Source organism: Ohtaekwangia sp., assembly GCF_036786105.1.
In the GTDB taxonomy this organism is placed as follows: domain Bacteria; phylum Bacteroidota; class Bacteroidia; order Cytophagales; family Cyclobacteriaceae; genus Ohtaekwangia.
This window is the reverse complement of the sequence record NZ_DAIQRQ010000057.1, coordinates 3,795-29,178: the sequence shown is the minus strand read 5'-3', so window position 1 is coordinate 29,178 and position 25,384 is coordinate 3,795. Positions and strand designations below refer to the sequence as shown.

Below are 25,384 nucleotides of genomic sequence, written 5' to 3'. Positions count from 1 at the left end.
CCACTCTTGTTCGCTATTTATAAGTAACATAAGCTTATCTTATTCAATACTCAAAGTCCACGTGTCTGAAGCTAACTGATTTCCGGAAAGCGATTTTACAGGCTCTTCTTTTTGCTCACGTTGATCTACTGTAGCCGGCAGTACTTCTATTGCAGGTGACCGGGCAGGCTCAGGTTGCACAACAGCTGGTTGGTATTGAACCGTTGTCTGCGCCGATGTTTCAGTGCCTGTGTCTGCGCCTTTCTCTTCTTCCTGCTCTGCTGAATCTTCGTTCGGGTAACCGGCATCTGCGGCACTGGCAGCAACTGCCTGATGTGTTACTTTATCTTTTGCTACTGGTCTATGTAACTTCTTTTTACCCAGTCGCAGAATCAATTGCACTTCGTCTGCACCGCTACCTAAAGCATTTTTTTTACCGGTCGCAAACTCGTGAGCATATCCTAATTTCAATTTGTCTTTAACATTGAATCCAACAAAGGCTGAAGCACCATAGCTTTGGCGGAATGATGCACCCACCCATGCCACATTATTGATTTGCAATGAACCAAGGCCTTCAACCTGAGCTGGCGTATTGTCATACGTACGGTATATCACCATGGGCTCAAAAACAACGCGCTCGCTAAAATATATACTATAGCTAGCCGATGATATGGTGGCGCGAACGCGACTAATCCCTATTTTATTGAGATCGTGGTCCGAGGCAACGTAGGAATTGAAAAGATGTGGTATTGCAAATGCGATCTTGAAATTATTGCGTTGATAATGCATACCAAATTGACCTTCGAATGAGGATGTTGCTCCGACCACCGGATCGTTGGCATAACCATCTCCACTATTGACCGAAACACTGGTTACACCGGCTGATAGCCCGAAAGCAAGTTTATGATTATCGCTAACATCACTACCGAGGTGTACCTGGTAACCAAAAGTTGCCAGGCCGGTGGTTGTGGTTAATGCGCCTGCTTTATCCCTGTATCCACTGAGTGCTATACTCATCCTGTAATTCAAGGGCAATTGGAGGCTCAAAGCACCAGTAGCAGGTGCTCCTTCAACACCTGCCCATTGACTTCTATAACTTAAATACAGCTCAGTATGTCCATTGGATGCTGCAAAAGAAGGATTATAAAAAGACGGATTAAGATAATAATGACTATAGATTACACTTTGTTGCGCCTGCAGCGAATTTGTTATTATCAGCCCCGTAACAAATAGTAAGCATCTGTATACTAGTTTCACTTGAGTCTTGCTATGGTTACGCTACCAGTTTGTTTTGTATTATCGGTATATCGGATGATATAAAAGTATGCACCATCGGGAAGTGGTTTTCCATTGGAAGACCCGTCCCATGGAGTAGCGTAGCCTAACGAAGAATATACTTTCTGACCTTGCCGGTTGTAGATTACAATTTCACATCCATCCAGCAGGTAAGCATTTTCAATGTTCCAGGCTTCCGTGCTCACATCACCACGATTGTCCGGAGAAAACAGTTTGGGTATTTTCAATACAACATCCGATGTACGTTCAAAAATAGCCTGCACTGCCATATCGTTATTCAGCGTTACCGTTTGTGAGGCAACAGTACCCGATACATCACCGCTCCAACCGCTGAAAGTATATCCGGCCGCTGCCTGGGCTGTGATCGTTACTTCTGTGCCTGCCGAATAGGTACCAGCACCCGTTACAAACCCGCCATCAGTCGGCACAGCCGTAACACTAAGTGTATAGGTAGTTATACCGCTCTCTGCCTGGAAGTTTGCCGTAACGGATTTATTGCCAGTCATGGTTACCGTAATAGAAGTCGCGGTTCCCGATGCATCACCACTCCAGCCCGTAAAGGTATATCCCGCGGCCGGGGTGGCCGTAAGGTTTACAATGGTACCCGCATCGTAGGTTCCCGCACCATTTATATTCCCTCCTGCCGAAGGCACAGCTGTAGTAGTAAGGGTATATTTAATAGCCTGAAAATTGGCCGTAACGGATTTGTCGCTATTCATGGTTACTGAAATGGTAGTAGCCGTTCCGGTAGCATCGCCGCCCCAACCGGTAAAGGTATATCCTGCTGCCGGTGTGGCTGTAAGTGTTGCAGTAGAACCGGATGTATAGCTTCCACCGCCACTTATTGTACCACCCGCAGCGGGTGAAGACGTAGTAGTAAGGGTATATTTACCGGGCTGTATCAACTGGAAAGTAGCCGTAACGGATTTATCGCCATTCATCGTTACAGTGGTTGTAGCGGATGTTCCCGATGCATCACCACTCCAACCGGTAAAGGCATATCCTGTTGCAGGTGTGGCCGTGAGTGTAGCAGTAGTTCCCGCGGTATAGAATCCTCCTCCGCTTACTGTACCGCCTGCGGCTGGTGTTGCGGTAGTGGCAAGCGTATATTTAATTGCCTGGAAATTGGCGGTAACTGATTTGTTACTGTTCATGGTTACCGTAACAGAAGTCGCAGTTCCCGATGCATCACCACTCCAGCCGGTAAAAGTATAGCCTGCGGCCGGTGTCGCGGTAATTGTTGCTGTGGCTCCTGCGGTATAGGATCCTCCTCCGCTTACTGTACCGCCGGCAGCCGGTGTTGCGGTAGTGGCAAGTGTATATTTGATTGCCTGGAAATTGGCCGTAACGGATTTGTTACTGTTCATGGTTATCGTAACGGAAGTCGCGGTTCCCGATGCATCGCCACTCCAGCCGGTAAAGGTATAGCCTGCGGCCGGTGTCGCGGTAATTGTTGCTGTGGCTCCTGCGGTATAGGATCCTCCTCCGCTTACTGTACCGCCGGCAGCCGGTGTTGCGGTAGTGGCAAGTGTATATTTGATTGCCTGGAAATTGGCCGTAACGGATTTGTTACTGTTCATGGTTATCGTAACGGAAGTCGCGGTTCCCGATGCATCACCACTCCAACCGGTAAAGGTATAGCCTGCGGCCGGTGTCGCGGTAATTGTTGCTGTGGCTCCGGCGGTATAAGACCCACCTCCGCTTACTGTACCGCCTGCGGCCGGTGTTGCCGTAGTGGTAAGCGTATATTTGATTGCCTGGAAATTGGCGGTAACAGATTTGTTACTGGTCATGGTTACCGTAACGGAAGTCGCGGTTCCTGATGCATCGCCACTCCAGCCGGTAAAGGTATAGCCTGCGGCCGGCGTGGCCGTAACGGTTACGACAGTTCCTGAAACATAGGTTCCTGCTCCGCTTACCGTACCGCCAGCAGATGGGGATGCTGTTGTAGTAAGGGTATATTTAGGTGCCTCTCCTGCTAAGAGACCTCTTCCTACTGTACACATGTATACCCGACCGTATACATTCAGGTCTCCCATTATAAATTTTCCATTTCCAACTCCACCCCACTCATGGGCATCGTCATTTATTCTTACCCAGTTAGCGCCCTGATCAATGGAACGGAACATCCCTCTCACTCCTCCTACCGTTCCCCAGATATATACTGCCGGGTAAGTCTTGCCGGGAGCTGCCTTTCCAAATCCTACCGCTGCACAATCGCTGACCTTTGAAACTGTTGTCCACGAAGTTCCACTATTAGTAGTATATTTCAATCCGCTTCCGTATAAAGCGACCCATACGTGCCCTTCATTGCCGGGAACTGACCTTGCCCGGGGGGATCCATATTGACCAGGGTTAGATGCTGAAGCCGTAAAACTTACACCTTTATTCGTACTGACAAACAGTTGTCCTGTACCAGGGCTATAGATATAAAATTTGTTACCATTGACGTAGTCTGCTTGCGGAGCAGCGTCTTGAGCATTCGTAACGCCCGTGCTTGCCCATGTTGTTCCGTTGTCTGTTGAGTAATATGTTGTACTCGAACCACCCGGACAATGAAGTATTGTATTTCCGTCTCCCGACAATGCTACTTTACCATAACCACCAACAGTGGAATCCGTTGCAATCCAGGTTTGCCCCTGATCATTGGAGTAATATAATTTATTGGTAGCTCTTACAACTTTATTGGTATTGTTTACAGCATACGCTATACCGTTATTGGTAACTACCGTGGGATGATGATTTTTGGCCGGGTAAGCATAAATATCAGAATATACTGCTCCGTATTGATCTCCTACCGCTGATATAAAATTGCCACCCGGAATGCTTATGGCATCAAGCACTACAGTCTCTTCCATTCCCTTTACATCAGGTTTCCAGGTAGTGGGAGCCGCATCAATATTGTCGCAGGTAAACAAACCATTTCCCGATGTAATTCTGACTTTCGAAGGAATTAATGGATCAAACTCGATCGAGGCGCCCCAATGTATACCCGAATTATAAGCCATCCAACCTAAACCATTGGTATTAAATTTACTGTCATGGGTTAGTTTGTTTGTCCAGGTATTTCCTCCATCGGTGGTCATGTAAATGAAATCTCCCCAGGAAGTTCCGAATTCGTCATTGAAGTATGCATTTGATGAGGAAACAACAATCCTGTTGGAATTTTTTGGATCTACGGTTATTCCGGCGTATGCCACTTTGGTGGGCGGTGTTATATCTGTTACGGTTGATGTGCTGGTATTAAATTTCAACACTTTACCGTCATTCATAGGTTCATTCGTTATCCCATCCGGCCCGGAACCATTTCCATACGCTAAGTATAGTATATTTCCGGAGATAACTGCTCTATTAGGCATAAAGTTTGTCGGCAGCGTTGCAGACAGCTCTGAGAACGTCTTACCGCCATCCGTACTTCTATAAACGTTTGTGCTCCACAGACGAGAGATGCCTATATATATATTTTGAGAGATACCACCCGAGGCGCTGTTCGGATCGAATATAACAAAGGAAATCCCATTGTTATTGGAAGTGGTTGTCACTCCGTTCCAGGCCAGCGTCCACGTTACACCAGCATCTGTACTCTTCCATAATCCGTTTTTCCTGGTTCCACAAAACAATATGTTACCATTGTTTGGATCGACAGCAAGTTTTTCTCCAGTTCCTCTTCCTTGCCCATTGCCATGCGCTTTAAAATTAGCCGTTACATCAATAATTGTAAACGTTTTGCCTTTATCAGAAGACTTTAATATGGCTGTTTTTCCATAGTTGAAATATTCGGTACCCGCTAAAATATATACCTTGTTGGGATCTTGCGGATCCAAAGCAAGCGCTTCTACACCTTGGTAGGTAACTTCATCTTCCGAACACCAGTCAAGCAACGGAATCCATTTGGAATTCGCGGCATCCCATCGGTAAGCCCCGCCAACATCGGTGCGGCAGTAAACATCCCCGGATGTTTTATGACCGATGATACCGCTTACAAAACCGCCACCTCCCAACGCCACATTGCCCCAGGTATAGGGTTCTGTTTGCGATCGTCCTTCCATGGAAGGAATTAAAAAAATCAACGTTACCAATATGCTTTTAAAGATGGCGGCGAAAATTACACGCATAAATATTTTCATATTCATATTTCTAATCAGCAGTAAAAATTAATTAATTCAGAACAGGCCATTAATAGACAGTAAAGGGTAAGTAGTGTTTCTATCGCTTATGTGTTTTTATTGTTAGAACAGCTTGAGACAATCCCGGTGACGTAACGGTGAGTTTCACGTCACCAGCATCCTGTTTACTTCGTATTACAACCAACGCACGTCCGTGCCACGCTTTGCGTGTGCCGCCTATATATAGATCGCAGTCCTTCAGATCAGCATTATCGACTCCTGCAATTACACCGCCCCCCTCAATTTCGAAGCGCAAGCGGTCTATCGCATTCGGTTGAAGTACACCATCTTTATCCGTAATTTCTACTGTTACATAAACAAGATCTTGCCCATCGGCTGCTATTTCTTTTCTGTCGGCAGTTAATTTTATTTTAGAAGCATCGCCAGAAGTTTGGAGTGTAGTGAATTCAACTTCTTTATTATTCTCTACAGCAACCGCTTTGAGTGTGCCCGATGAATACGGCACAGTAAATGTTGCTTTATACTCCTGGTCACGCGTAGTTGATTTTTCACCAAGAAGCTTGTTGTTCAGGTAAAGTCTTACACTGGGGTATTTCGAATATACTTCTACATGAAGGGTCTTCCCCTCAAATCCCGGCCATGTCCAGCTTTCCCATGTAGGCCAAACCGACCACCATGTTTCTTTAATTTCGATAGGCTCCGGTTCAGGCTCGCGAACAGCCATATAAAGCTTCTCTGCATTATTATATAGCATGCTTCGGTAATGCGATATAGGTTTTCTCCAGCCAATCAAATCTATATCCCCGCAGTATGCTCCGTGCCAGGGAAAAAAGTCGCGCTCCCAATGTTCTCCAGGGGCATCACCCGAGTAATACCAACGGCCAATACCTGATTCACCAAGATAATCCATCGCGGTCCATACAAAATCTCCAATGATATAATTGTTCTTTTGCGTGAGATTCCAATTATTAAAAGCATCGCGCGGGTACGACTCCGTCTGAACTATAATACGGGACGGTATTCTTTCATGATCAGCAGGCGCACTAAACAAGTGATAGTTATAGCCCGCTATATCATGCAGCGCCATAAGCGAATCAAACGCTTCCCATTTCTTATCATTACCCACTATAGCAGAAGTTATGGGGCGTGAAGTATCCATTTTCTTAATCTCGTCGGCAAGCATCTTCGCTGTTTTTACTGACGCGGGAGTTCCTCTTTCAGGTATTTCATTACCAATGCTCCACATCACGATCGAGGGGTGGTTACGATCACGCATCACCATTGCCGCCAGGTCACGTTTCCACCATTGGTCAAAATACTGGGCGTAGTCAAATTTGTTCTTTCCCACTTTCCAACAGTCAAATGATTCATCCATTACCAGCAAACCTAATCTGTCGCAGGCATTCAGAAACGCTTCCGAAGGCAGATTATGCGATGTTCGCACGGCATTGAAGCCGGCAGCTTTCAGTAATTCAACTTTGCGCTCTTCAGCTCTATTAAATGCGGCAGCACCCAGACAACCATTATCATGATGCACACAGCCACCGTTTATTTTTAACGTCCGGCCATTGAGCTGAAAACCATTTTCTGCCGTATACTTTAGGGAACGTATACCAAAACCGGTTTTCGTATTATCCACTACCTTCTCATCCTGTAATATTTGTGTCTGGGCCTGGTATACATGAGGTGTCTCAGGAGACCAAAGTAAAGGTTTTGATATGATTATAGTTTGAGCAACTTCCTTTATACTGTTGGCAGGAATTTCTACTTTAATTTGATTGCTTCCCGCGTTTTTAAAATTCTCATTTGAGACCAGGGTTTTAAGAACAATCTTTTGTGACGAAGATGTTTCGTTTTTTACTTGAGTTTTTACCTGTACCGTTGCCTTTGCTAAAGTAACATTGGGTGTTGTAATGGCTACACCCCATTGTGCCACATGCACAGGGTCGGTAACCAGCATCCAAACGTGGCGATATATACCTGAACCGCTATACCACCGGCTGTTTACCTGCTGCGAATTATCCACACGCACTGCTATAACATTTTCCTTATCGAACTGTAAATAAGGTGTCAGATCATAACTGAACGGTGAATAGCCATACGGATAAATCCCCAGGGAATTTCCATTTATAAAAACTTCGGAGTTCATGTAGATACCTTCAAAGTAAATGGAGATTTTTTTCGCTTTCCATGCTTCGGGAGCTTTGAAAGATTTACGATACCAACCTTTGCCTGCCGGAAAATATCCCCCGGAACCTCCTGTTGGATTTTTAGGCGATACTCTTCCTTCAATACTCCAGTCATGCGGTAAATCAAGATTACGCCAATTACTATCATTAAAATTTACTTCTTTGGCTGTCGCTGTATCGCCGGGAAAGAACTTCCAATTGTTATTGAATAACTGTTTTCGATCAGATATATTTTCGTTCTGTGTATATCCTGAGATACTGGCCATTAAAATAAAAACCACGGTGATTAGTAAGCCCCTATAAGGATAGTCGTTGTAGCTCGAATTTATCAACCTCATATATTCCCTTGATCTTATGTTTAGGTATTTCATACTGTTCATTCTCATGAAGTTTGTGACCGGATATATCTCCTCTATTTAGTCTCTATTATAGCCACATCCCAGGCTTTTAGTGTAAGAACTATATTTTTCTGAACAGGCTGATTGGTTATCAGATTTATGCCATCACTATACGTATAAGAGAATGACTGCTCGGCAGGAGAAAAATTATAGTAGAAGTGAAGGTTCCTTCCGCTGTTGCTTATGCCATGCTTCACTTTTATAGTTTCTGGCAATTGCTGGTCGGTACTGAGAAGGTTCCGTTCATCCAAAACAGAGGTCAGGATACTTTTCATGATACTTTCAGACGGTATCGAGCCAAAGTAGGTCATCGCGCCTTTACCACTGTTATTTCTTACGATTGCCGGATACTTTCCAAAAAAAGGATGATCATAAAATGCCAGCGGCTTGGCGGTTATAGTCTGTAAAAACTCAACCCACTGCTCGGTATAGTTTTCATTTTTGGCTTTGAACGGATCGCCTTTTAAAGGAACCGGATTGCGCAGTGTGGAGAATTCCTGGTAAGTAAATCCGGCAACATCCGTAAGGCCTGCGGGCATGGTATCGTGTCGCACTGCCGAATACTCATTGCAGAAACCACTCTTCATGGTTACTACGAGGTGCCCGCCATTTTTAACATACGCATTCAGTTTACTCAACATAGCATCGCTCGCTATATATAGCGAAGGCACGATCAACACCTGATATTGGTTTAGATTTTCTGTATTCTCAAACACAAAATCCACTTCTACATGCAGGTCGTACAGTATCTTGTAGAATCTCGTTAATATTTTTTGGTAAGCACCGTCTGCATCCCACGGCCCCGTTTCAGGGCCTTTAAAATTGTTGTCGAAGCGTTGGAGATTGAGTGCAACATCAGAATCTTCGCTGAACAAAATCGCTACTTTATTATTCTTTTTGAGGTTTACCAGTTTCTTACCGAGCTTTTCGCGTTCATGGCCTATCGCGGCAACCTCTTTATATATTCTTCCTGGTTTGAGGTCGTGTGGAAGAACGCCTCTCCAATATTGCTCTATACCATTATGCAGCGAGTGCCAATGCCAATACGAAACCAGATTAGCACCGGAACCTATATGCGCATAATAATTTAGTCGAAGCTGTCCATCGTAAGGAGGAAACTGTTCCCTTGAGTTCCAGCCGATCGATGCCGCGTTGGTTTCAGGAACAAGGTAGTTCTTCATTTTCAGCGATCGGGTAAAGTCACCTTGCATGGCAATACGCAGTCCGTCCGATTTATCCTGATCGTAATGGTATATATTAACCCCAGCATAATCGAGTACTGCAGAAATTGCTTTCTGGTCCAGATCACTGCGAAGCGCACCCGCAAAGTCGTGCACTATAAACTGGGAAGCACCTTTATATTTTTTGACGATAGATGCTTGCCATGCCAGGAAATCGGTTACTGTAAATCGCTGATACCGGGCCCACTCCAGCCGGTATCCCGGGTGATTAAATCCACTGGGTGGATGTAATTCCCCCCAATCATTAATAGCTTGCCCCCAATAGTTAAGACCCCAGACTTTATTTATTTCCCCTACTGTCTGGAATTTCTTTTTCAAATATTCTATATACTGTACGTGATTCTCTTTTCCATCGGGCCATTTGGAATGCGTTTCGTTGTCGATCTGATAACCAATAACTGCCGGGTTTGCCTTGTAATGTTCAACAATTTGCCGGATAACTCTTTCGCTATAGTATAGATATACCGGATGGGTAAGATCTACATTTTGCCGGATACCATATTTCAATCGCTGTCCGTTTTCCTGCATAGCCGCTATCTCCGGATATTTGCGGTATAACCATGCGGGAATTGAATAGGTGGGCGTACCCATAATCACTTTTATACCCGCTTTATGCATGGCATTTACCACTCTGTCCATCCACTCAAATTCAAACTCTCCATCCCGGGGCTCCCACAACTGCCAAGTAGACTCGCCCAAACGAACATAGTTTATGCCTGCTTCTTTCATTAGCCGTACATCTTCTTCCAGCCGCTCATAAGGCATGTATTCGTGATAGTAGGCTACACCAAACAGTATGTCATCAAATGAATAGGATTGGGCATGGACTGCCGAACTGCCGAAGTTACCTCCAGTCGCAATCAGTACCCCGATTATAAGTAGTTTAAATCTCTTCTTAATCGTTTCGAATACATTCGGTAAAGTTATTATCATAATCAACGCACTTTGAATCTGCTTACGGTAAGCACATGACTTTATCCCGCTTCTCCTAGGAAAGTAAAATGTTCTCACACTCATTCTGGGGACTAAAACATCCCAGACTAGGCCTCTAAAAGTCTATTTGTGCTACATTTAAATACATGCCGATAAAGAACAGGCATAAAAAGTATCCATAGGCTTAAAAAAAGAAGATTTTCAGAAAGAGGCAATAATATTCTCTTGCACTAATCTAATAATCTCAAAATAGGGCAAATACCGTCTCACAAGAATCCGGATCACATGTCCACCTTTTTGTAATTAATTCTTCCTTTTCTATCTTCCCGCAACTAGATACCTTGGAAAAGCAACATCCGTTACGATGGACGAACTGGTGTTTCTATAAAAAGGTTTTCAACAGGCTAACGGGCACCAAATAACTTTTGCAGAGTAATGTTCCGGATAATCCCCGTTTCCAGGGGATTGTGCCATCCTTTATTTTCCATAAGGCGGTCTCAAAAGTCTACATATACAGCTTCCTAAATCTTCAGTGCTTCGCAACTTATTGAAGTACACCTTTTTGTCTTCGAATTAACGCTTCTTTTCGTTCAAATGCTCCTGATCTTTGTATTTAAAAATTGAAACAGTCTATACGATAATCATAGAAGTAACACGAAACTATAGATAGGCATGAAAAAGATTAATCTAAAGAAGGGTTTAATAAAGGTATTGCTGATCTCACTGATTACATTGCTTTTAGTTAATTCTATACTCACGTTTCTGAACGGCAACATCATTGTTGAAAACAATGTACTGAGAGAACGGACAGAACTGGTTAAAAAAAGCACTTCAGAGATTATTACGGACATTCTTCACGGAGCAGACCTGGGGGTACGCGGTTATGCTCTTACGAAAAATGAAAAGCTTATTGAACCGTTAACCATTGTTATGCACTATAAAGATTCCGTATTTAACAAACTAAAGCGGCAACTGGAAGCAGAACAATATGACACTTCGGATTTGGAAGAGCTGCGGTCTTCTGTTAATGAGTATCTGGCGCTTTCAAATGACATGATAACCATGGTGCGCCAGGATAGCGTTGATAAAGTTATTAAAATTTTAAATGAAGACCGCGGATATGCTCTATGGCAAAAATATAAAGCTTTCTATGAGCCATTGCTCACGCACGAAGATACTCTTAACAACGAAGCGCAGGAGCGGTATTTAACAGCAGTTACCAACACCCGAATTATTGTGATTGTTTTAATGCTCATTGGTATTCCTACTTTGATATATATTATGGTACGACTCTCCAAAGATGAAAAACAACTTTCCAGGCTTCTCCTGAAATTAGATGATCAAAACCGGCAATATATATTCGATAGCGGCACGCCATTAGATGTAAATGATATTGATCATGTTGTTGAAAATTCAATTCAGAATTTCCAGAAAGCGAATGGCTTTATCACTAATATATCAGCCGGAAACTATTCGGTAGAATGGGAAATGCTTAATGACGTGAATCATTCACTGAACGAACGCAACCTGGCAGGAAACCTTATTCGTATGAGAGATCATTTGAATCAATCCAAGATCGACAACGAAAGACGTGAGTGGTCTGCATCCGGACTGGCAGAGCTCCTCGCACTCATGCAAAATCAAAGAAACATCAAAGAACTTGGTAACATTGTTGTAAAATATATGGTGCAATATACAAAATCAAATCAGGCATGTTTGTTTATTGAACCTGTTGAAAATGACAACACCGGTAAATTGGAATTGGTGTCGTGCTACGCCTGGGATAAGACCCGGTATATCAATATGACCATTGGTAAACATGAAGGGCTGGTAGGCCAATGCTGGTTTGAAGAAGAGCCTATACTACTGGCAGAAGTGCCACAGGACTACATCCAGATTGCATCCGGTCTTGGCAACGCACTTCCGCGCTGCCTGTATCTTGCTCCGATAAAAAGCAATGATGTTATTTACGGAGTCCTCGAGCTGGCCTCCTTCAATCGCTTTGAACAATTCGAAATTGACTTCATCAACAAAGCTTGTGAAAATATAGCGGCTTGTCTTTTTGCAGTTAGAATAACGCAGAAAACTGACCTTTTACTGTCGCAGTATACGGATCAGATCGAGTCTCTCAAATCTGAAATTATAGCACTCAAAGAGCGCTCTGAAGTCTTGTAAGTAAATTGTAAAATTGTGCAATCGGCGTTGATGGAAACATGTCAAGCACGGAATCATACCCGGTAACTTCCATGCGATTGTAATTTAGATATGTGTTACACACCTAAACACGTCACAACTTTCAACTCCCGTTAGAAAGCAATTGTTCAACCTTCTTTTTTATCATTAAGCAAACGTTTTCGGATTTACCTCCGAAAACGTTTGTTATAGACTTTCAGCACACAATAATTGGATTTTTAACAACCCTCTGAAATCGCAATAAGCGATAGCTTTCTGCTGTTAAAAACTCCATAACAATATGCGACATCTTATATACATCTTGTGGATTGCAATGTTTTCACACTGCAGCGATTCTGGCAGTGAAAATCAAAATGCGCTTACTGCTTCGAAAGGAAGCAGCACAAGTTCCAACACAGACGCTCTGGCAAGACGCCCAACTTACCCAAGTTACAATACTTCACCTCTCCCTCCTGATCCTAACGGAATGCCTAGTAATGCAACGCAGCTCGCGGCAAAAATTAATCTTGGATGGAACCTCGGAAATTCACTGGAAGCTATAGGAGGTGAAACCAATTGGGGAAATCCGAAAACCACTCAGGCACTTATCGATCGTGTAAAAGCCAGTGGGTTTAATGCTGTGCGAATTCCGTGTTCGTGGGATCAGTATGCCAATCAAACCACAGCACAGCTTCCGGCAGCATGGCTTGATCGCGTGAAAGAAGTGGTGCAGTATTGCGTTAACGATGGTCTTTACGTTATTCTCAACATTCATTGGGACGGTGGCTGGCTTGATAATAATATCAACACGCAGGCCCAGGCATCCGTAAATGCAAAACAAAAAGCATTCTGGGAGCAGATCGCGACAAAGATGCGTGATTTCGATGAGCACGTTCTTTTTGCCAGCGCCAACGAACCTCCGGTAAATGACGCAACTCAAATGAGTATACTGCTTTCATATCATCAAACCTTTATTAATGCTGTTCGCTCAACGGGTGGTCACAATACATATCGCGTGCTGGTTGTTCAAGGCCCTTCCACAGATATAGGCAAGACATCAACGCTTATGAATACGCTGCCGTCCGATCCTACTGCCAATCGCATGATGGTTGAAGTACACTACTATAACCCATGGCAATTTTGTGGACTAACAGCAGACGCTAACTGGGGAAACATGTTTTATTACTGGGGCAATGGTTATCACTCTACTACCGACCCTTCGCGTAATGCTACATGGGGAGAAGAAGATAACGTAATTACAGATTTCCAAAAAATGAAAGCAAAGTTTGTAAACAACGGCATTCCTGTAGTACTGGGTGAATATGGCGCTATACGAAGACTGTCGCTTAGCGGCGATGCACTAACACTGCACCTCGCCTCGCGAGCATATTGGGATAAATATATTACGCAACAGGCAAAAGCAAATGGTTTGTTGCCATTCTATTGGGATGAAGGCTCGCTGGGAGATAATGGATTCGGAATTATAAACAGACAAAACAATACTGTAGGCGATCAGCAGGCATTAAACGCTATTATTTCAGGTGGGCAATAAACTGATTTTTATACTGCAGGGTTGCATCTCACAACGACTCTGCAGTATTATTTTTATTTTTTTGTAAATGAAGTTCATGTTTCTATATAGTTTCACTCTTCGTTAATCACTTTCTGACAGTACCTTTATCAGTGTAACAATCGTGTTCTTTTCACACATTCATCAATATTAAATCATTCTTACATTTATTTTTTTTACGAGAATCATGCCACTAAAAAAACATTTTGAACAATCTGTCAAATGCTGCTGTGCTATAGTCATTGTACTTATATCATTTAATGCATTCCCTCAAAAATTTACACTCATGTCGCCCGGCAAAAAAATTAAAGTTGATTTATTCAACCGGCAAAACGCAGAAGCAGGGCAATGGTATTTGAGAATAAGCTATCTGAACAACGGAAAAGTTTGTGAAGCCATTCCTGCCATCGATCTGGGACTATCCCGAAGTGACGAAGATTTTTCAAAAGAGTTAAAATTTCTAAAAGCTGGTACTATCAAGTTAATTCAGGAACAATATACTTCACCGCACGGAAAACGCTCCGCCCGAAGCAACATGGCAAACGAAGTCGTTGCTTCCTTTGAAAATCCAAGCAGGGCGAAACTGAACGTTATTGTGCGAGTATATAACGATGGTGTAACATTTCGATACGAGTTCCCTGAAAAGGAAGGCAGATTTATAGTAAAGGATGAATTTACTTCTTATGCTGTTCCGACTGCATCTAAGCGGTGGCTGGAAAAGTGGAATACCGCCAATGAAAGATTTTACAATGTAACCAAGGGCAACAATGTTGAAAAACAGGATTGGTGTTACCCGGCACTCTTTCAGTCGCCCGATAGTACATGCTGGTTCCTTCTTCACGAAGCCGATGTAAATCGCACCTATTGCGGTTCGAAGCTAAGCAACGCCAGGAACGTATCAGAATATAAACTAACATTTCCAGATGCCGGTGATGGCCGGGGAAAAGGTGAAACAACGCCCACCATTACATTACCCTGGAAATCGCCGTGGAGAGTAATTATTTTAGGAAGCCTGGCAGATATAGTATCATCAACGTTGGTGGATGATGTTTCGGCACCATCTGTACTCAAAGATACAGACTGGATAAAGCCGGGGCTTGTATCATGGAATTACTGGTCTGATAACCATGGCACCAAAGACTTTCAAGTGGTTTGTAAGTTCGCTGATTTAGCTGCACGCATGGGCTGGCCCTATACATTGCTCGATTGGGAATGGGATGCCATGGGAAATGGAGGTAAACTGGAAGATGCTGCAAAGTATATTCAGTCAAAGGGAATAAAACCGTTGCTGTGGTATAACTCGGGTGGAGATCACACCTGGGTTGGGGCCACACCAAAGGACAGAATGCTTACACATGAAAGCAGAATGGAAGAGTTTGCCAAGCTTCAGAAGATGGGATTTGCAGGTGTGAAAGTTGATTTCTTCGAGAGCGAAAAACAAAGTATGATCGCGTACTATCTGGACATTCTGGAAGATGCTGCAAAGTTTAAGATGCTGGTATATTTTCATGGCTGTCTTGTGCCACGCGGATGGGCACGCACCTACCCTCACCTCATAACGTATGAAGGTGTAATGGGTGCCGAGTGGTATAATAATGTTCCGTTTTTTACAATGGAAGCGCCCGGGCATAATACAACACTTCCATTTACACGCAACGTTGTTGGCGCTATGGATTATACACCTGTAACGTTCACCAATTCACAACACCCTCACATTACTTCTTACGGACATGAATTAGCGCTGAGTATAGTATTTGAATCTGGGTTGCAACACATGGCCGACAGACCGGAAGGATATGATCAATTACCAGATGGCCCCAAAACTTTCCTCAAGAATGTACCCAATGCGTGGGACGACACAAAACTGTTGGATGGATATCCCGGAAAAGATATAATCATTGCACGCAGCAAAGGCGACAACTGGTACATCGGCGGAATTAATGGTGAGGACAATGAAAAGGGAAAAACACTCAAGTTTGATTTTCTACCCAATGACGTAAAATATAAAATAACATTAATAACCGATGGTGAACACGATAAAGATTTTGTCACGCAATATCTGGTAGTAGACAAAACCAGTTCTGTAGATGTAAAACTGCTCCGGCGTGGTGGATTTGTAGCATCATTGATTCCACTTAAATAAAGTTTTTCATTATCACCAGGTACATTCAGATGCCCTGAACAAACAAACTTGTTCAGGGCACTTCCATAATGTTGTAAAAAAGATTCATTGACATTATTTTGGCAATGAAACGAGAATTAAAGCATGGTTGAGTAATCCGAAAAATGTAATTTTTATTGAATAAAGCGACAGAGGATTCATGGTAAGGGTTTGCCTTTTTTTCAGGACCCAATCGTCCAAAAATAAGGTATTGAGAGTCCCCATTTGATGTTTTTACATTCTCAAAGCTCATCCGGCATTTACAAACATCACAGATGCATGTATGTTTGAGGATAAGTTTTCTCAATCAGTAATAAACAAATCCAATTTTATATGCGAATATGTAGAACCTTCATCACTGCGGTTGTAATAACCTGCTGTCTGATGAGCTGCACAAAAAAAGACAACGCGACACTTCTCAGTCCGGACAACTCACTTCGGGTTAGTATTTCTGTCAGCGATAGCGGAGCTCTGTATTACACAACCTATCGCAATGACCAGGCCGTTATGAAGCCCTCCAAACTCGGGCTTATCCGTGAGGATGGCGATTTCTCGACCGGACTTAGTCTTCTTGGCACATCCGAGACAGAGCTGGTTAAAGACGCATACGATATGTTGCACGGCAAGAAACAACACTTCACGTATGAAGCAAATAAAAAGGTCTATCACTTCGAAAACAATAAACATCAGAAGCTCGATGTTATCTTTCAGGTATCGAATGATGGTGTAGCATTCCGCTATTTATTCCCCGAGAGTTCTAACGAAATCAAAAAAGTAAATAAAGAGATAACTTCTTTCTATTTCTCTGATAGTACAAGAGCCTGGATACAACCGAGAGCAAAGGCAAAATCGGGTTGGAACGCTGCTAATCCTTCGTATGAAGAACATTACCTGAAAGATACAGCGGCCTATACACTGGGTATATCAGAAACGGGTTGGATATTTCCTGCTCTGTTTCGGGAAGGAGAAAACTGGATGCTGCTTTCTGAAACGGCACCAGACCGTGACTATTGCGCTTCCAGACTTTTGCGGGGCGAGCACGCTGGCGAATTTGTAATTGGTTTTCCTGAAGAATCTGAAAGTTTCCCGGGTGGACCTGTATATCCTCAGGCAAAACTACCATGGCAAACCCCATGGAGAATTATAGTCATCGGTTCGTTAAAAACCGTTGTTGAATCAACCTTGGGAACGGATCTTGCGAAGCCTGCAACGGACACCAATACTGCCTATATAAAACCCGGTCGCGCTTCGTGGAGCTGGGTATCGCTGAAAGATGACTCGACTATATATAGTGTTCAAAAGAAATTCATCGATTATGCCGCAAAAATGGGATGGGAATATTGTCTTATTGACGCGAACTGGGATACCACCATCGGCTATGATAAAGTTAAAGAATTAGCTGACTATGCTTCTCTAAAAAAAGTAGGCATTATACTTTGGTATAACTCTGCAGGAAGTTGGAATACCGTGCCCTATCATCCGCGCAATTTGCTCCTCACCAAAGAAAGCCGTGAGAAAGAATTCTCCAGAATTACGGCCATGGGCATCAAAGGTATAAAGGTCGATTTCTTTGGCGGTGACGGCCAATCGATGATAGCATACTACCAGGACTTGATTGAGGATGCAGCACGCTATAAACTGCTGGTAAACTGCCATGGATCCACACTGCCACGAGGCCTGCAGCGCACCTATCCGAACCTGATAAGCATGGAAGCCGTGAAGGGAATGGAGTATGTTACTTTTGATCAGCCAGACGGTGACCAGCAACCCAGTCACTGTGCAATGCTGCCTTTTACAAGAAACGTATTTGATCCAATGGATTTCACACCTGTTTATTTGTCTGAGCTTGCTTATGTAAAACGAAGAACAACAAACGCCTTTGAACTTGCGCTTGCAGTATTATTTCATTCGGGTGTGCAGCATTATGCTGAGAAGCCGGAAGGAATGTTTGCAACACCGGAGTATGTGCAACAGATTATGCGCGACATTCCGGTTTCATGGGAAGAGACTAAATTTATTGACGGATATCCTGGCAAATACGTTGTCCTCGCACGAAAAGCTAAAGGTGTATGGTATATAGCAGGCATTAATGGAGAGCCTTCGCCCCGAAAACTTTCCCTGGCTTTGCCGTTCCTCAAATCTAAAACCGGAGCAATAATAACCGAAGGGGACAACAACCGTTCCTTTAGCGAGAAAGAATTTACGATCTCTGAATCTGGAGCTTTTGATATTACCGTTAGCGGCAATGGTGGATTTGTTATGGTAGTTAAATAGAATTTTGCGTAGAGTCCATTGCGTTGGATTTAGGCCGTCAGTCACTGACGGCCTTTTTTAGTTATCGCATTCAATCATCTATAGAATACTTGTGTTCCAGGTTTACTATAGTACTCACCGCGTAGTTGATCTATAGCAGACACGCAACTGCTGTACAACGTGTTACAAACCCAATAGCACTTGCATACAATCTTATTATCAGCATATATGATTAATGGTTCACAACTTCCCTGAGCCAGTCTAGTGCGGTATTTTCATTGGCGAAAAAACTCTTCTTTATTTTTTGATCATTTTGGTCGAGCGTCTCTGATATAACCTGTACATGTATTTCTGCAACCTCATCTACAGCAGACACGATGGCCATATACCGCACACCTGATTTGAACGCTTGAGGTTGCCATTCTTTTGCGATCCACTCCAAATCCTGCTCCAGCAACGGCTCCGCTTTGCGCATATCAAAGAGAAGTCCTATTCGGCCATGCACCTGCTTCTTTTCATTTATATACATAAGAAGCCGGCCAAAACTTTCGTGTACTTCATGAGTCAATTTAAAACCAACGGTTACCTGGCGAAGACAAGGAATTTCAGGTATATACTCAATAAACCCGTAGGATTGCTGATCAAGAATAACTCTTCTGCCGTTGGATAAATTCATAAACTCAAATTTGTTACAGCAAAGCTATAGAAGAAGTGAATTGATCAATTCAGAACAAATACCGAGGGCAGTTCAGTATTTATACTTACTCGGCCAAATTGGAAATCAGGGCTCCAAAATTCGATTTTCATTCTAATAAACTTAATCCAAGTTTGCCAGTCACGTTTCACTACAAATTACCAAGTGACGAACATCATCATCACTTGGCTTTAATCCTACTATATTATCCTTCGAAGTTGTTTCATCTGGTTTTATGATTACACCTATATGTTTAGAGTATTGGTTTTAACAAGTGCCTGGTTATTTTAAAAAACCGTTCAAGTATGTCAAAATGGTTGTGGTCTGCATCATCAGGCTAACGTGCCCTTGGGAAGGAACAATGGCAAGTTGCGATTTAGGCATTGGTTGAAAATCACCAACTACGGCGCCTCCCAGCAACTGATATGTTTTTACCAGCTCGATTTTATCCAGACCATCATTATCGCCAGCAATCAATAAAACAGGTGATTTAATTTTCGCAATGTTAGCATCGCCGATGTTAAAGGGTGTTCCTGCAAAATTAATCATCTGCTCCAGGAACATGGTCCATTTTGTTTTGTCGGGCGCTACAGCATCGTAGGCTGTTTTCATAGGGGTATTGGTGAAGAATTCAGGCTTCATACTTTTAAATGCATTGATAATCTCCGGCATCCAGCCGCTACTTTTATAGGTAGAAGAAATGATCACTAATTTTGTTACCCGTTTAGGACTTTGTGTTGCTAACTGGTAAGCCACTGATCCTCCCATACTATATCCCGCAATATCTGCGCTGTCAATTTTCAAATAATTCATTACGCCTTCCACATCCTTTGCAAAAGTGGCGAAGTCTAATTTTCTTTCTGAAAATGGTGTGTGCCCATGCCCTTGAAATTCAAGAGCAATTACCTTTCTTGTCTTTGACAATTCAGGTATTAGCTGTCCCCAGTTCATCTCAATCGTATAAAAAGCACCATGCAGTAAAATGATTGGCTTACCCTTGCCATATACTTCGTAATATACTTTGATGCCGTTAACAGGTGCATAACCACTATCTGAAGGTTTGATCTGCCCGCTTGTTCGGAAAGCTGCAAACACGATTGTAATCAGTAGCAACGACTTAATGACATTACATGTGTTGATGAAGTTTTTCATAACTGTCTGAAATTTTAGTTTTATCTTATTGACAATACAAAGATGAACATCGTCTAAGTATTTTGATAAGGTACAACGCGACAACTAGTGGGTGATTTGCGCCAAAGGTAGTCCTGCCATTACACCTTAATACACTAAAAATCTAATAGAGTACACTACTTCATGTCAGACTGCCCGGCGTATTCAGGCTTATAGTTGAAAGTTAGCGGTCTTAATATTTCGAAGATGTATTTAGCCCGAAAGCTGGAACATTGTGATCGAAGAGATACCATTTGCCGTCAACCTTCTTCACAATAGAGTGATGATTTGTCCATCCTTTCACAGGATTTAGCGCAATACCTCTATAGGTGAAGGAGTCATAAGGAGAATCGCCTATGCCATTAACATATATATTGCATACTTATGCCACCAAGTGAACATTTACTCAACAAAGAATAATCATTCAAATTAGTGCAATAAGCCATCCTATAATGGAAAAGATTAGCAGATATGCCACCCATTCAAGAGCAGAAAGTATTCGCAACTTCCGTTTCGAGTGTAACATACTTTTATGTGTAAAGGGTTTAAATTCATTTATGCGCATACATTACATAATGCTCTTAGGGGTAAGTGCCAGGAAAGGTATAGCGCGACACGCGCTATTAGTATCCGATATCGGCTTCACTAACCTGCGAAGCTCCGCCTATAGTTTCGTGTTTTGCTCTACTTCCGGTTTCTTCTGTTTTCCGAATTGTACAATCAGTTGTATTTCGTGCGTACCCGCCCCCAACGTATTTGGGCTGCCTGTTGCAAATTTGTAAGCGTATCCTACTTTCAGTTTGTTCCTAACATTCGCTCCGGCAAACGCAGAAGCTCCATAGCGCTGTCGGTACGATGCGCCAACCCACACCAGATTATTAATTCGCAGAGAGCCTAATCCCTCCAACTGCGCATTTGTGTTATCGTTTGTATGATATATAATCATCGGGTCAAAAACAACCCGATCGCTGATATATATACTATATTGTACAGACGATATAGTATTACGAACCTTACTGATGCCAATCGTATTAAAACTGTTCTCAGATGCAACATAGGTATTGAAAAGGCGTGGTATAGCAAAAGCAAGTTTAAAATTGCCGCGTTGATAATGCATACCAAATTGTCCTTCAAACATTGATGTTGTGCCGACCACAGGGTCGTTTGCGTAACCATCACCGGCACGAAGGGAAACACTGGTTACACCTGCCGACAGTCCGAAGGCAATCTTATGATTATCATCAACCTTGCTTCCCAGGTATATCTGATACGCAAAGGTTGCCAGCCCCGTAGTCGTTTTCAGCACGCCTGCTTTATCCTGGTATCCTGTAAAAGCTATACCAGCCTTATAGCTTAACGGCAAATGAAGACTTAGTGTTCCGGTAGCAGGCGCCCCTTCAACACCAGCCCATTGATTTCTATAGTTCAGGTATACTTCGGTATACCCGTTGGGTGCCACGAACGATGGATTATATAAAAACGAATTAAGAAAATAATGGCTGTAGACGGGACTCTGCTGCGCCTGTAGAGGATATATGATGCACCATACCGTAGTAAAAAGCAAAAGCTTGAATAGTAACTTCATTTGAGTCGGGCAATGGTTACACTACCGGTTTGTTTTGAATTATCCGGATGCCGGATCACATAGAAATAAGCACCATCCGGGAGCGGTTTTCCACTGGAAGTGCCGTCCCACGGAGTGGGATATCCCGTGGAAGAATATACTTTCTGTCCCTGACGATTATAGATTACAATTTCACAACCGTCCAGCAGATAAGCGTTTTCAATGTTCCATAATTCAGTACTCCAATCACCCCGGTTATCAGGTGAAAAGAGTTTGGGGATTTTTAATGCAACTTCTTCTATACTTTGAAAATTGGCCTGAACAGCCATATCCCTGGTCAGGGTTATGGATTGTGATGCAGCAGTTTCTGCTATATCTCCGCTCCAGCCACTAAATGTATATCCTGTTGCTGCTATAGCTTCTATCGTTACTGCTGTGCCTGAAGGATAAGTACCTGTTCCGGTTACGGAACCACCGACTGTCGGTACAACGGTAGCGCTAAGCGTAAAACTCGTTATGCTGAAATTTGCTGTAACGGTTTTATTACTGTTCATTGTTACGGTAACAGATGTTTCTGTTCCGGTTACGTCACCGCTCCAGCCGGTAAAAGTATATCCGGCTGCAGGTGTTGCCGTAAGTGCTGCCTGGCTACCTGCGTCATACGATCCCGCACCACTTACACTACCGCCTTCTGATGGTGATGCTGTTGCTGTAAGAGTATATTTTATTGCATCGGGCTGTTTCTGAAAATTTGCAGTAACGTTTTTGTTACCATCCATGGCTACTGTAATAGAAGACGCACTTCCCGTGGCATCACCACTCCAGCCGGTAAAGGTATATCCAGGTGACGGTGTTGCTGTGAGTGTTACAGTAGTTCCTATAGCATACGTTCCTGTACCCGTTACAGAGCCTCCGGCATCCGGTGATGCCGCTGCCGTAAGAGTATATTTTGTCAGATCATCCCAATATACAATCCCCCGGGCGACACCCGTACCCAGGTAGACCCTTCCGAAGACGTTGATGTCGCCTAATATCAGTGCGGCTCCGCCATATTGGTGGGCATCATCATTCATCTTAACCCAACTTGCACCCTTGTCAATGGATCTGAATAGTCCCCGGACACCCCCTACAGTTCCCCATATAAATATAGTCGGATACGAAGTGGGTGTGATCGCTTTCCCTAAGCCTACCGCCTTGCAATAGGTAACATTAGAAATAGTTGTGTAAGTGGCTCCATGATCGGTCGAATAGCGAAGCCCGTTGTCAACCAGAGGAATCCACAAGTGTCCTTCATACCCGGGCACTGTACGGATAAGGGTAGTAGACCATGGCGTTGACGTTGGTCCCGGAGTACCTGCTACAGAAAAGCTGACACCTTTATTGGAACTTACCAGCATCTTTCCATTGGATGCATCGAAAATATAAAAGTAATTACTGTTAACCGGGTCGCCCACGGCAATTGCGTCTGTAATGGCTACTCCGCTTGAGGCTGTCCAGCTGGCCCCGTTGTTATTCGTATAATATGTTACGGAGGATTTATCCGGGCAGTTCAGTATGGTGCTGCCATCTGCATTAATAGCAGCGAGCCCGCCATAGCCTGTAGCTTTCGTGGTTGGACAGGGAGTCCATGAAACACCCTGATCGTTGGAATAGTAGACGTGTGCACCGGCATCGCTCGATCGCACGAGCTTTTTGGGATTTTTACCTGCATAGGCTATACTTCTGTTTGTGCCTACACTGGGTTGATGCAATTGAGTGGGATAGGTATTGATATCATAATGCACAAAACCATCCATGTCGCCCATGGCAGAAATGAGCGGGCCTCCGGGAATGCTTATGCCATCCATCCAGGCTGTTTCTTCAATGCCCTTCACATCGTAACTCCAGGTAGGCTGCGTGGCATTTATATCAGCACAGGTGAAGATTCCTCCTCCTCCTACAGCACGTACTTTTTTGTTATCAAACGGATCAAACTCAATGCTCTCTGCCCAGTTATCCTGACCGCTGGCAGCCCCAATTCCATTCTTATCAAATTTACTGTTATACCCATTTTTCAGGCTCCAGCTGATTCCCCCGTCAGTAGACAAATAGATGAAATCTGCCCATGTCGTACCATACTGATTGTTTGAGTATACACCTGTTGTAGCAAGGACTACCCTATTTACATCAGCATGATCAACTCCGATTCCTCCATAAGAATAATGATTTCCAAAAGGCGATATATCGGTCCACACCCCCGTAGCGGTATTCAATTTATACACTGTGCCCTTCCCATTGGTTGCCGGACCTTCACCATCCGCTAACGTGACGTACATTGTGGTGCCTAACAGTACAGCACGGTGCGGCATGTATTGTGTATCCGGGGAGATGTCTGTAAACGTAACACCACCATCCGTACTTTTGTAAATGTTTGCGCTTCCAATTCTTGAAACTCCTATATATATAGTCTTGGTCACACCACCGGAAGCACTGCCACGATCAAACACAACGAAGCATATACCATTTTCATTCGGAGTAGTGGTTACTCCATTCCAGGCCAGGGTCCAGGAGCTTCCTCCATCGGTACTTTTCCATAAACCATTGTATCTGGTTCCACAAAAAAGAACGTTGCTATTGTTTGGATCAACCGCCAGACGCTCTCCGTTGCCGCGTCCATATCCGTTACCATGCGCTTTGAATTTGGACGTTACATCGGTAATGGTGAATGTATTGCCTTTATCAACAGATTTCAGTATTGCCGTGGCACCGCCGTTCATATAAGCAATTCCGCAAAGCATATAGATGGTGCTGGGATTTTGAGGATCAATGGCGAGGGATTCTACACCCGAGTATGATCCCTGGGCATCGGAAACCCAGTCGAGAAGGGCTATCCATTTATTACTGGCAGCGTCCCAGCGATAGGCCCCTCCCACATCTGTACGGCAGTATACATCACCCGTTGTTGAATTGGGTATAACACCCGTAACAAATCCACCACCACCAATAGCTACGGTACCGGATTTAAATTGAGCATACGTCTTAAAACCAAAGATGAAACATAACCATGCCAATGAACAAACCAATAGCTTTCTATTATTCATATGAATTAATTTCTGACGATGAGTATATTTTAATATTTTTTTTACAGGGAGTTCTACTCTGCTATCACGATTATATAGTTACGAATTGAGCAAAGTAAACAGTTCATAGCTTCACTGACGAGCCAAAAAATCGAAGAATGTATCCCAAAAAGTCTACTACTTTATAATATAAGGACTTAATTATGGCATTTAGTCTACTGGCTACCCTGCCCATAAATGCTAGAATATCTAGATGAGTAAAGAAAAAAGTGGAAGCTATTTGCGCTAAAGAACTGGTTGCCATCCAGTGTTAGCAAGCTCGGTAAGATAATTTGCTTCAAAACGATATCTCATCAAACGTTTTAAAAGCAGGATAAATAATCTAAAAAAAATAGACAATCGGTCATTACAGCCATCAGCCGTCTTTTGTATATAGGTATTGCATCGATCAAAAAAAGCTTCATTATCTATGGCGTATGGCAATACAAATACTTTCAACTTACGTGTGCTTAAAAGAAAGATAAAAACAGGTACCCTGATCTGGACTACTGACCACTTCGATTTTCCCTCCGAGGGAG

General features: G+C 43.3%; 13 protein-coding genes. 4 read left to right on the top strand and 9 right to left on the bottom strand.

Annotation, left to right across the window (positions count from 1 at the left end; all coding sequences use genetic code 11):
* Window positions 1-39 precede the first annotated feature (39 nt).
* The 4 genes from V7Q33_RS18755 to V7Q33_RS18740 all read right to left on the bottom strand — a co-directional run bounded on the left by V7Q33_RS18755 (window position 40) and on the right by V7Q33_RS18740 (window position 10,163).
* A complete protein-coding gene (locus tag V7Q33_RS18755; protein ID WP_333820823.1) occupies window positions 40-1,236 on the bottom strand; it encodes a PorP/SprF family type IX secretion system membrane protein in 1,197 nt (398 codons plus the stop codon).
* On the bottom strand, window positions 1,233-5,390 hold the full coding sequence (locus V7Q33_RS18750) for an InlB B-repeat-containing protein (RefSeq protein ID WP_333820822.1): 4,158 nt from the start codon (window positions 5,388-5,390) through the stop codon (window positions 1,233-1,235). The genes V7Q33_RS18755 and V7Q33_RS18750 overlap by 4 nt, the downstream gene beginning before the upstream one ends.
* 91 nt (window positions 5,391-5,481) lie before the next feature.
* On the bottom strand, window positions 5,482-7,857 hold the full coding sequence (locus tag V7Q33_RS18745; protein WP_333820821.1) for a glycoside hydrolase family 2 TIM barrel-domain containing protein: 2,376 nt from the start codon (window positions 7,855-7,857) through the stop codon (window positions 5,482-5,484).
* A 146-nt stretch (window positions 7,858-8,003) separates the two neighbouring features.
* Window positions 8,004-10,163: a beta-galactosidase gene (locus tag V7Q33_RS18740; protein WP_333820820.1), complete on the bottom strand. Its 2,160-nt coding sequence runs from the start codon at window positions 10,161-10,163 to the stop codon at window positions 8,004-8,006.
* Between the two features lie 672 nt (window positions 10,164-10,835).
* Here V7Q33_RS18740 and V7Q33_RS18735 point away from each other — a divergent pair.
* The 4 genes from V7Q33_RS18735 to V7Q33_RS18720 all read left to right on the top strand — a co-directional run bounded on the left by V7Q33_RS18735 (window position 10,836) and on the right by V7Q33_RS18720 (window position 18,340).
* Window positions 10,836-12,338, top strand: coding sequence for a CHASE3 domain-containing protein (locus tag V7Q33_RS18735; protein ID WP_333820819.1), 1,503 nt, complete (start codon window positions 10,836-10,838; stop codon window positions 12,336-12,338).
* A gap of 484 nt (window positions 12,339-12,822) precedes the next feature.
* Window positions 12,823-13,887 carry a glycoside hydrolase family 5 protein gene (locus tag V7Q33_RS18730; protein WP_333820818.1) on the top strand — a complete coding sequence of 355 codons (1,065 nt, stop codon included), beginning with the start codon at window positions 12,823-12,825 and terminating at the stop codon, window positions 13,885-13,887.
* Window positions 13,888-14,092: 205 nt separating this feature from the next.
* On the top strand, window positions 14,093-16,048 hold the full coding sequence (locus tag V7Q33_RS18725; RefSeq protein ID WP_333820817.1) for a glycoside hydrolase family 97 protein: 1,956 nt from the start codon (window positions 14,093-14,095) through the stop codon (window positions 16,046-16,048).
* 402 nt (window positions 16,049-16,450) lie between these two features.
* Window positions 16,451-18,340, top strand: a complete 1,890-nt coding sequence (locus V7Q33_RS18720; RefSeq protein ID WP_333820816.1) for a glycoside hydrolase family 97 protein — start codon at window positions 16,451-16,453, stop codon at window positions 18,338-18,340.
* Between the two features lie 211 nt (window positions 18,341-18,551).
* Here V7Q33_RS18720 and V7Q33_RS18715 read toward each other — a convergent pair whose 3' ends face one another.
* The 5 genes from V7Q33_RS18715 to V7Q33_RS18690 form a co-directional block, all read right to left on the bottom strand.
* Window positions 18,552-18,995: a hypothetical protein gene (locus V7Q33_RS18715; protein WP_331978868.1), complete on the bottom strand. Its 444-nt coding sequence runs from the start codon at window positions 18,993-18,995 to the stop codon at window positions 18,552-18,554.
* A 300-nt stretch (window positions 18,996-19,295) separates the two neighbouring features.
* On the bottom strand, window positions 19,296-20,165 hold the full coding sequence (locus tag V7Q33_RS18710) for an alpha/beta fold hydrolase (RefSeq protein WP_333820815.1): 870 nt from the start codon (window positions 20,163-20,165) through the stop codon (window positions 19,296-19,298).
* 682 nt (window positions 20,166-20,847) lie between these two features.
* Window positions 20,848-21,768 carry a PorP/SprF family type IX secretion system membrane protein gene (locus V7Q33_RS18700; protein ID WP_331978864.1) on the bottom strand — a complete coding sequence of 307 codons (921 nt, stop codon included), beginning with the start codon at window positions 21,766-21,768 and terminating at the stop codon, window positions 20,848-20,850.
* The gene (locus tag V7Q33_RS18695; protein WP_333820814.1) at window positions 21,765-24,827 is read right to left on the bottom strand and encodes an InlB B-repeat-containing protein; all 3,063 of its coding nucleotides are present in this window, start codon (window positions 24,825-24,827) and stop codon (window positions 21,765-21,767) included. The genes V7Q33_RS18700 and V7Q33_RS18695 overlap by 4 nt, the downstream gene beginning before the upstream one ends.
* A gap of 264 nt (window positions 24,828-25,091) precedes the next feature.
* A partial coding sequence (locus V7Q33_RS18690; RefSeq protein WP_333820813.1) for a hypothetical protein occupies window positions 25,092-25,384 on the bottom strand: 293 nt, incomplete at its 5' end.

What these genes read in the sequence shown, in the direction of transcription:
- V7Q33_RS18725 (WP_333820817.1), top strand. Translation starts at nt 14,093, where the DNA reads ATGCCACTAAAAAAACATTTTGAACAATCTGTCAAATGCTGCTGTGCT.
- V7Q33_RS18710 (WP_333820815.1), bottom strand. Translation starts at nt 20,165, where the DNA reads ATGAAAAACTTCATCAACACATGTAATGTCATTAAGTCGTTGCTACTG.
- V7Q33_RS18740 (WP_333820820.1), bottom strand. Translation starts at nt 10,163, where the DNA reads ATGATAATAACTTTACCGAATGTATTCGAAACGATTAAGAAGAGATTT.
- V7Q33_RS18700 (WP_331978864.1), bottom strand. Translation starts at nt 21,768, where the DNA reads ATGAAGTTACTATTCAAGCTTTTGCTTTTTACTACGGTATGGTGCATC.
- V7Q33_RS18720 (WP_333820816.1), top strand. Translation starts at nt 16,451, where the DNA reads ATGAGCTGCACAAAAAAAGACAACGCGACACTTCTCAGTCCGGACAAC.
- V7Q33_RS18695 (WP_333820814.1), bottom strand. Translation starts at nt 24,827, where the DNA reads ATGAATAATAGAAAGCTATTGGTTTGTTCATTGGCATGGTTATGTTTC.
- V7Q33_RS18735 (WP_333820819.1), top strand. Translation starts at nt 10,836, where the DNA reads ATGAAAAAGATTAATCTAAAGAAGGGTTTAATAAAGGTATTGCTGATC.
- V7Q33_RS18715 (WP_331978868.1), bottom strand. Translation starts at nt 18,995, where the DNA reads ATGAATTTATCCAACGGCAGAAGAGTTATTCTTGATCAGCAATCCTAC.
- V7Q33_RS18745 (WP_333820821.1), bottom strand. Translation starts at nt 7,857, where the DNA reads ATGGCCAGTATCTCAGGATATACACAGAACGAAAATATATCTGATCGA.
- V7Q33_RS18730 (WP_333820818.1), top strand. Translation starts at nt 12,823, where the DNA reads ATGCCTAGTAATGCAACGCAGCTCGCGGCAAAAATTAATCTTGGATGG.
- V7Q33_RS18750 (WP_333820822.1), bottom strand. Translation starts at nt 5,390, where the DNA reads ATGCGTGTAATTTTCGCCGCCATCTTTAAAAGCATATTGGTAACGTTG.